Genomic DNA, 7,969 nt, shown 5'->3' with positions numbered 1-7,969 from the left:
TTTTGCTGCGCCGCCAGTACAACTGGACTTCGCTCGTGTAGGCTGTCTGATCCATCGTCTCGGGTGGGTCGTTGACCAAGGATTATACTAACATCAAGCCGTCCTAGAAGGACGGGGTTTCTACCCAAATTTTCGATGATCTCCGATTGATTGAGGATCGCTATCTTTAATCCGGTCATCGAAAAAGGCTCTACACCTCTAGCGAGCAAGATGCTCGCATTCCGGAATGACCGGATTATTTCCTTACGTTTCATCAGCCGCCTTGTCTTTGATTGGCTTGGCATCATGCCTCCTCTGCGGTTTGGGCGGGGGAGGCTTTGGTATTTAGGAACTGCTGATAGTCGGGACTGAGGCTGTCCCAATCTGCATCGCTGAGGGGGATGAGGGGTAAGGCTTGCTGGAATTGGGTTTGGGCGGCGTGCTGGAGGGCGGCGATCGCATCCTCCACCGTCACCCCCAGGGCAGGCGGTTGAATCTGTTCCCCAAACACCTGATGAAACAGCCCCGGATCAGGGTCAAGGCGGATCGACCCCTGCTGAAGGATCGTCTGGCCGTGGCGGAGTTGGGCACTGCCGATCAGTTTGTAGCCCGTCGATGTGATGAGATCCGCAGCAGTGGCGGTGCTGAAACAACTGGGATGATGAATATAGCCCCGTTGCGCATCGCCGAAGTCCAACGCAACGCCCAACTGCCGCCAGCCCGCCCGCAGAAATTCACAAAGTTGTGCGTAAATCTGTCGCCGTTGTCCCGTTAGCCCCTTCACAATCAGGCTGTAGCAGAGGTCGCCCTGATGGAGCACTGCCCGGCCGCCGGTGGGACGACGGACGAGATCCACCGCTGCGCCGTGCCAGGTGAGCGATCGCCACGCATCGGGCCAGGTGTGTTGATGGTAGCCCAGGGAAATCGCCACGGGTTGCCAGCGATAGAAGCGTAGCAAGGGGGAGGGCAGGTGCGATCGCTCCACCGCCCGCACCAAGCCATAGTCCAACGCCATTTGGAACGCCCCCGCCGTTTCCCACAACGGCACGATGCGCCCCATGGTTGGCTGCTGATTCACGTCCTACTGACCGTATTCCGATTGGAGCAGTTCGTCATTGTCATCAGCGATCGTTGCCACCAACGTAATCGCCCGTGACACTTCTTCCGCTGACAAATCCACCACGGCCCGCTGCGACAACACCACCACCTGATCGTTGCAAATCCCGAAACAGGTTTCAAAGGTTTCGGCCCAGTTCATCACCATCAACTTTTTCATCAAAGCCAATTCGTCCTTGGCCGGTAGCTTGAGCACGGGCGACCATACCGTTAAGAGATCATCCGTCTGGTCTCCGGTGAGTTGGACAAACACTTCAACACTGCCGTATTGAAATTTCCACAGCGTCCCGTTGTCACTGTGGTTCACCATGGCGCTCTCGTTTTGTTCCAGGCTGGAAATGACGGTTTCAATCATGTCGTGGAGGCTGGTGGCCTCCTCCTGATCGCTCTCATCGGTTGCTACGAAGGTCTCTACATTTTCCATTATCAAACCATCTCCTCTGTGCATTGGCAGTCTGTACCCTCTAGCCTAGCCTATGGGTTTGCGGTCTCTCCACAGTAGACAATCAAATCAATTTCCACATTGCCATGGCCCGCTAACCCCACGACTCCTACCGTTGTCCGGCAGGGCAGTTGACCTTCTTTAAAGTAGGAGGCATACACTTGATTCACCGTGTCAAAATCCCGCAAATCGGTGATAAAAACCCGTGCCATCACGGCCTGATCTAAGCTAGCTCCGGCTTGATCAAGGACAATGATTAGGTTGTCCATGACACGCCGCACCTGGTCGCCAATGGGGCCGAGTTCCATCGCGCCGGTTTCGGGGTCTTCGGAGAGTTGGCCGGTGACAAAAAGAAAGTCCCCAGCCCGGATGGCATGGGGAAAGGGGCCAAAGAGGGGCAGGCGGCCATCGGGGATCACAATGCGCTCAAACATAGATATTTCGTGAACTGGTTTAATTTCACAGCCTAAGGGGATGGGGACAGAAACACAAGGGACGCGGGACGCAAGGCCACTTCCGGCATTCACTCCCTCGGATCAATGCTCATGGTTTCTTAACACGGCAGCGACCCGATCCGCCTGGGTTGTGGTGCGATCGCATCTTGCCTGAGCATGGGCCGACGATATTGCAAGGATTTCCGGCATTGCCCCGCAGGCTGAAAGATGGGGATGCCGCGATCCAGCCCAGCCGCTAGGGACTAACGGCGTAATCCGAGCCAGGAGCGTCGGGGTAGCCTTTTTAGACGAGGAGCGCGATCGGATCGAGGTACGGTTACCTCTATCGCCAGAAAGAAGTCGATCCGGGGCAAAGTCGCTAGGATGAGAAAAATTAACGAACGGTTCTGGAGCCATCTATGTCTGAAGCGAATTTTTCCCAAGACACCCAACCTATGGAATCTTCTGCATCTGATGTTAGTCCTGAGACCAAGGCTCTCGTTGAAGACAAGATGCCGCAAGAGTCCGACGAAATTAAGCATCACGTCATGGCGTTGATTGACGCTATCAAAAAACAGGCCCAAACTCAGATCGAAGCGGCGGGGGATGTGACTCGCGATGTCTATGTAACGGCGATGCGCCAAGCCCAAGATACCCTCAAAAATACAGGCTTATTACTCGACGACCAGCGAGAAAACCTGGATCATTCCATTGAGGGCTTAGAAAATACGGCGGCGAAGAATTGGGAATTGCTGGTGAATGATATGCAGAAGTTCGGCGATCGCGTTGATCGAGCCGTGAATGCGGCTTGGCAAATTCTCACTGAACCGGAAGAACCCAAAGCCCCCTCAGAACCCACCACCGTGGAAATCACCGACGCGGAAAGCCCCGAAGAACAAGAAACCCCCGTTTCTTAGGCGCACCTCATCCCCTGATTTGATGACTCTAAAAACCGAACCTTCTGCCCAGAGGGTTCGGTTTTGATGATCTGCTTGGGTGCAGGGACTGAAGCCGCCTGATCTGGATCGATGGGCGGTTAATGATTAACTCGTGCGACAAAACTTTGCAGGTCTTGGATCAGGCAGGCCATGAAGTTTTCCGCATCAATATCAACCGCCACCCAAGCATTGAAACCGAGCTTAATACTGTGGCGATGATCAATCAAGGTCTGGCCGGTGGTAAATTTGCCTTGGGTTTCGACCATGACTTGAGCACGGCGGAAGGTGAGTAGTTCAGGATAGAACAGGTAAGCGATCGCCACGGCATCATGCACTAAAAAACCGCGCTGCCCCCGCGTTTCGCGATATTCCAAAGCTGTTTTCGTTAAAAACTGGGCGAGCATTGCCATGAACTGGCTGAGTTTGCTATCCGGTGCGGGGGAAATCACCTCTTGAATCATCTCTGGGGTGAAAACGAGGTTACGGGTCACATTGAGGGGCAAGATCACATGGTCATCGCGACTGATCAAGACCTGCCGGGCAGCCTTGGGGTTAAAGGCGATATTAAACTCCGCCATCGGGGTAATGTTGCCGGGGGTATTGAATGCACCACCCATGATCACGATTTCTTTGGCTTTTTTGAGGATGCCGGGGCATTGATTTTCCGCGATCGCTAAATTCGTTAGGGGTGCGATCGCCACCACCGTCACCTCCCCCGGATAGCGGTTCAACAGGTCAATCAGCAACTTTTCCGACAGCGGCGCATCTGCAAACCGTCGCCGTCCGGGGGGCAACGTTTGGGAAAGATTCCCCATCCCGTCCGACCCGTGAATGTGACTCGCATCCGCCACCAACTGCTCCGGCAACTGCATCCCGCGCCCCACCACAATATCGTCCACATCACTGAGGCGCAGCACCTGACAGGCCGAATTAAAGGTATTGCGGGCCTGAACATTCCCCGCTGCGGTGGTAATCGCCAACAGGTTAACCATGTTCTGCTTGAGAAAACTCAACAACCAGAGGATGGAAAAAATATCATCTCCACCGGGATCGGTATCCAAAATTAATTTACGTGCCATGTCGCGGTCAGTCATAGGACAAAAAGTCGAGCACCTTTCGTAATGATCCCCTGATCTTAAAAGATCTCAGCGTCAACCATCCGATCAAAGCCTCGCACCCCGACCCTGGGGCTAGTTTTCTGTTCGCGTTGGTGTCAACACATCCGCGAGATTTTGCGATCGCTGCCCAGATTTTCCCCTCCTGATCGACTTGCCGAGAATCCCGATCATTGGCGCATTGAGTCCATGGGACACGGATCATTCCTGAAAACCACGCAGATCCTTATTTTTAAATGGTTGGATCGGCAAGATTCTAAGCATAAGCTTAGGAAGTTGAAAATTCAGCCCAAACTACGCTAGTTTGAAGCACAGAGATCATGAAAATCTAGCCTAAAATTGGAGAAACAAATGGCAACATTATTTGAAAAATTGGGTGGAGCCGATGCGGTGAATGCTGCCGTTGATCAGTTTTACGAGCGAGTCTTAAATGACGATCGCGTCAAGCATTTTTTCGCAGATGTGGATATGAAAAAACAAAAGGGCCATCAAGCCGCCTTTTTGACCTATGCCTTTGGGGGTGCGCCTCAATATGACGGTCGCACGATGCGGGCTGCCCATAAAAAACTGGTGGAAGAACAGGGTTTAAAAGGTGAGCATTTTGATGCGATCGCTGAAGATCTCGTGTTGACCTTACAGGAAATGGGAGTCGGTCAAGATCTGATTGATCAAGTCGTGGCTGTTGCCGGTGCGCCCCAACATCGTAGCGATGTGCTGAATGCATAGGGCTGAATACAGAGGGCGATCGCACCATTAGCACGCGCATTCATCCTCAAAAAACCGAGTTTCCATGATTGAGAAACTCGGTTTTTTGCGTCCTTGGCAAGAGCGATCGCCCTCAGAGATTACGACGTTGGGTTGATTGTATCCGGTGCTGCAACAGTGGGAGGCGTTGCAGCATCACCACCCCCTAGATCACGATTCCCCGGAGGCGGAGAATCCGTTGTCTCCTGAGCCAACAAGGTTTTAACCGTCTGCACTAACGTGGTTAACTTTCCTTCATCCAAAAGCGAATTAATCAACGCCAAACCACTCGTGGACAGCATTAATTTATTCACCTCATTGATCGACCCCGTCCCGGCTTCTCCATTCCCCCCCATGCCCGGAAATGCATAGATTTGGGGATTACCAAGCACACCGGGCTGCGGGGCGAGAGCTTTCGCCAGTTCGGGCAGTTGATCCGCGATCAGGGGAAAGAGAGTTTCAATCAAGGCGGCGGTACGGTTGGCATTGCTCAGGGCGTTTTCCGCTTCGATTAAGGCCCGTTTCCCTTGGGCATCGGCCAATTCTTTGAAGCGGTTGGCCTCGGCGAGGGTGCGGATTGATTCGGCTTCAAGTTCGGCGGCTTGGCGGGCAATTTCCGCCTGGCGACGACGGCGGAACACATCGATTTCCACCACGTTTTGATCGGCAATTTGTTTTTCTTGGGCGGATTGTTCGGCTTGAATAATCGACAGACGGCGCGATCGCTCCGCTTCTTCTACGGCTTGGGCGGTGGTGACGGCGGCGAATGCCGTGGCTTTTTCCGCTTCGGTGGCGAGCCGTTCCCGTTCCTTATTAATCACCGCAATCATCGATTCTTGTTGGGCAATTTTCGACTCTTGATCCGCTTCGGCAACTTCAATTTGGGCCCGGAGTCGGGAGGATTCCACGGACTGATCTTGAGCGATTTTGTTGCGTTGAATTTTGGCGGCTTCTTGGTCTTGGGCTTCTTGAATTTCGCGGGCTTTTTGGGCTTTGAGGGCTTCGATTTCTTGGTTTTGGGTGAGGCGCAGGGCTTCGATTTCTTTAGCTTGGTTGAGTTTGGCGGCTTCCCCTTCTTGGGCGATCGCCAGCGATCGCTTCTGCGCCGTCAATTCCTGTTCTTCAATGGTGACCTGCGTGGTCAGTTCTACCTCGCGTTTTTGCTGGATGGAACGCTGGATCGTTTCCGTCCGTAGCCTCACCCCTTGGGCATCGAAGAAATTATTTTCATCGTAGGTGTCATTCTCTTCAATTTCAGAGATGGCGATGTTATTCAGCGTTAGCCCCACCTTGCGCAAATCCTGCTGAATCAGGTTTAACACTTCATCGGCAAACCCCAACTTATCCGAGTCAATTTCCGCTAAACTCTTGCGTTTGGCAGCGGCTCGAATCGCATCATCGGCGCGTTTTTCCAGGGCATCCTTAATATCAACTTCGGATATTTTTCCCTGTTTTGAAAGTCTCGCCGCTGAGGTGCTCACATCCAATTCCACCGCATTAATGCAGACATAAAACGTGACCCGCATATTGGCCCGCAAATAGTCCTGCGTCCGCACCGCCAAGGGGCCCGTCCGCTCGACATCAATGGAAATTTCCCGCAGGGGGACGCGGGTTAATTCATGAAACCCCGGCAGAACGATACAGCCCCCATTTAAAATCACACTTTTTTTCTTAGTAAAAAGTCCCCCGGTGCGTACAAAGGCTTCGTTATTGGGGGTGATGACATAAAACAGTTTGTACGCCCAAAGAGCCGCGAGCAAAAAGATAATAATGCTGACGAGGCCCGCCACCCCGATTAAGAGGGTTCCGCCCATATTGACGAGGGTTTCGGTGACGGGGGGTGAGGTGGGGGCTTGGGCGAGGATGGCGGACTGGGTTTCGGGGGTGGTTTGGCGGGGGAGATGGGGCGATCGCGCTGTTAACGACGGTTCAACCTCTGTCGTCGTGCGTTCTAGCTCCGCCAACGTGGGCAGGGTTTGTAAAAAGTGAAACCAGAATTTCATCAGGTTTTAGCTCCGAGTGTCTTGGATAGGATTACTTTGGCTTAACCAGCGGTCAGCGTCATTGCTGTCTTTGGCGATCGCAATGTAGCCGTGTTGACTTTGTTCAATAATCAGCACAGTTTGACCATGGCGCGGGGTGACGGTGGCCCAATGGGGCCGGGCAGCGCTGACGGTGACGAGGTTGTGATCGGCATCGGTGACATCCACCTGCCCGACTTTGCCCTCGGTGAGTTTGGGAAGGCTGGCACTGGTGACGATGCCTTCACAGCCAATGAGGCGATCGCTACTGGCATCTTGGCCAAAGGGGGCAAGGAGTTGAGCGATCGGCCGTGAAATGACGCTGCCGAGATACAACGCCGCGATCAACGATCCCCCAAAGACCACACCGCCCCAGCCGAGGGCCCGGCTTGGCATCACGCCCAACCCCAACCCCAGCAACACATTAGCCACCCAGCCCAACAATCCCCAGAGGCTTAAATCCGTGGCCAGCAACAAAATTAAGGGCGTGCGGCCAATGCCCAACCAAGCCAGAATCGGAATAAACCCCGTGGCATTGTCTACCGCATCGGTATCGAGATTGAGCCAATCATCATGACTAAAATCGAGGTCATCATCGCCCCCGCCTGCCGCCATGACAAAAATGAAGAGCACAAGGCCCAAACCAAGCAGAATCCAATAGGGGAGGTTTGCCAAACTATAAAGCATCGGGTGGTGTGCGCTACTTTCCATAGCTTAAACAGCGGTGTTTTGAATCCCAAGGAATCCCTACGATTTTTAATATTTAGTCGGGGGAGCGTGGCATCGTTAGCATCAGGCTGGGTGACGGTGCGTTACGCTTCGCTAACAGCACCCTACTGGCGTGACACAGCCAAAATGATACTTTATTGTAGGGTGGGTTAGGCGGCTTAAACTCCTGCCATCACTACAACCTAGCAATCCGCCGTAACCCACTGTTTAATGTGTGTCGTGACAGTGATGGTGCGTTACGCTTCGCTAACAGCACCCTACTGCCATTACACAGCTAAAAAATGATTTATCGTAGTGCAATGGCACAGCTAAAAATAGGCTTTACTGTAGGGTGGGTTAGGCGGCTTAAACTCCTGCCATCACTACAACCTAGCAATCCGCCGTAACCCACTGTTTAAGGTGGGTCGTGACAGTGACGGTGCGTTACGCTTCGCTAACAGCACCCTACTGG

8 protein-coding genes are annotated in these 7,969 nt (G+C 53.3%); 2 read left to right on the top strand and 6 right to left on the bottom strand.

All coding sequences use genetic code 11. The features are described 5' to 3' along the window. Positions 1 to 283: 283 nt before the first annotated feature. Genes PN477_RS18505 through PN477_RS18495 form a run of 3 tightly spaced genes read right to left on the bottom strand, consistent with a single transcriptional unit; the run spans position 284 to position 1,971 of the window. Positions 284 to 1,057 carry a biotin/lipoate A/B protein ligase family protein gene (locus PN477_RS18505; protein WP_272120600.1) on the bottom strand — a complete coding sequence of 258 codons (774 nt, stop codon included), beginning with the start codon at positions 1,055 to 1,057 and terminating at the stop codon, positions 284 to 286. 3 nt (positions 1,058 to 1,060) lie between these two features. Continuing rightward, a complete protein-coding gene (locus PN477_RS18500; protein ID WP_272120597.1) occupies positions 1,061 to 1,519 on the bottom strand; it encodes a YbjN domain-containing protein in 459 nt (152 codons plus the stop codon). A gap of 50 nt (positions 1,520 to 1,569) precedes the next feature. Next, positions 1,570 to 1,971 carry a RidA family protein gene (locus tag PN477_RS18495; RefSeq protein WP_272120593.1) on the bottom strand — a complete coding sequence of 134 codons (402 nt, stop codon included), beginning with the start codon at positions 1,969 to 1,971 and terminating at the stop codon, positions 1,570 to 1,572. A 419-nt stretch (positions 1,972 to 2,390) separates the two neighbouring features. Here PN477_RS18495 and PN477_RS18490 point away from each other — a divergent pair, with 419 nt between their 5' ends. Further along, on the top strand, positions 2,391 to 2,888 hold the full coding sequence (locus tag PN477_RS18490) for a hypothetical protein (RefSeq protein ID WP_272120591.1): 498 nt from the start codon (positions 2,391 to 2,393) through the stop codon (positions 2,886 to 2,888). Between the two features lie 119 nt (positions 2,889 to 3,007). On the opposite strand, the gene PN477_RS18485 is transcribed toward PN477_RS18490, so the two are convergent. Further along, positions 3,008 to 4,003 (bottom strand): nucleoside hydrolase, encoded by a 996-nt coding sequence (locus PN477_RS18485; protein ID WP_272147539.1) that lies wholly within the window; start codon positions 4,001 to 4,003, stop codon positions 3,008 to 3,010. A gap of 372 nt (positions 4,004 to 4,375) precedes the next feature. Between PN477_RS18485 and PN477_RS18480 the strand changes: the two genes are divergently transcribed. Beyond that, positions 4,376 to 4,750 carry a group I truncated hemoglobin gene (locus PN477_RS18480; RefSeq protein ID WP_272120586.1) on the top strand — a complete coding sequence of 125 codons (375 nt, stop codon included), beginning with the start codon at positions 4,376 to 4,378 and terminating at the stop codon, positions 4,748 to 4,750. 119 nt (positions 4,751 to 4,869) lie between these two features. On the opposite strand, the gene PN477_RS18475 is transcribed toward PN477_RS18480, so the two are convergent. Then, positions 4,870 to 6,771, bottom strand: a complete 1,902-nt coding sequence (locus tag PN477_RS18475; protein WP_272120583.1) for a flotillin family protein — start codon at positions 6,769 to 6,771, stop codon at positions 4,870 to 4,872. 6 nt (positions 6,772 to 6,777) lie between these two features. After that, the gene (locus PN477_RS18470) at positions 6,778 to 7,500 is read right to left on the bottom strand and encodes an OB-fold-containig protein (RefSeq protein ID WP_272120581.1); all 723 of its coding nucleotides are present in this window, start codon (positions 7,498 to 7,500) and stop codon (positions 6,778 to 6,780) included. Positions 7,501 to 7,969 lie beyond the last annotated feature (469 nt).

It is taken from the genome of Spirulina subsalsa CS-330, from assembly GCF_028330765.1.
Lineage (GTDB): Bacteria > Cyanobacteriota > Cyanobacteriia > Cyanobacteriales > Spirulinaceae > Spirulina > Spirulina subsalsa_A.
The sequence above is the reverse complement of the archived record's forward strand: the minus strand, read 5'-3'. Positions and strand labels throughout refer to the sequence as shown.